This is a genomic window from Shewanella sp. SR1, from assembly GCF_020447145.1.
In the GTDB taxonomy this organism is placed as follows: domain Bacteria; phylum Pseudomonadota; class Gammaproteobacteria; order Enterobacterales; family Shewanellaceae; genus Shewanella; species Shewanella baltica.
This window is the reverse complement of record NZ_JAJAEF010000077.1, coordinates 1-557: the sequence shown is the minus strand read 5'-3', so window position 1 is coordinate 557 and position 557 is coordinate 1. Positions and strand designations below refer to the sequence as shown.

Below are 557 nucleotides of genomic sequence, written 5' to 3'. Positions count from 1 at the left end.
CGACGCGTCGCATCCGGATCCCGCGAGCCAGCTCGCGACGGTGCGCGACGTCATCGGCGAGGTCGGTGGCCGTGACATCCCGGAGGTCGTCGCCTTCAACAAGGCTGACCTCGCCGACGACGACCAGCGTCTGCTCATCCGCGGCCTCGAGCCCGACGGCATCTTCGTGTCGGCGCGCACGGGGGAGGGCATCCAGGAGCTCCTCGAGCGCATCTCCGACGTCCTGCCGACACCGTCCGTGGTGGTCGACATGCTCATTCCCTACGACCGTGGCGACGTCGTCGCGTCGCTCCACGACCGCGCCGTCATCGACACCACCACCTATGAGGAGGGCGGCACCCGCATCCACGGCAGGGTGCGAGAGCAGGATGTCGCCGGTCTCCAGGAGTTCATCGCCGACGAGTGACCGGCCCCAGAGTGACCGGCCCCAGAGTGATCGGCCCCAGCGTGACCGGCCCGAGCGTGACCGCCTGAGCGGGACACGGGTCGGAGGCTAGACCGAGCGCAGCACCGCGACGACCTTGCCGAGCACATCGGCGAAATCGCCCAGGATCGGG

Annotated in this window: 1 pseudogene; it reads left to right on the top strand. The window is 69.7% G+C overall.

Going from position 1 to position 557, the window contains the following annotated elements:
* Positions 1–406: pseudogene (locus KV201_RS22430) on the top strand (GTPase HflX); the annotation flags it as partial.
* Between the last annotated feature and the right edge of the window lie 151 nt (positions 407–557).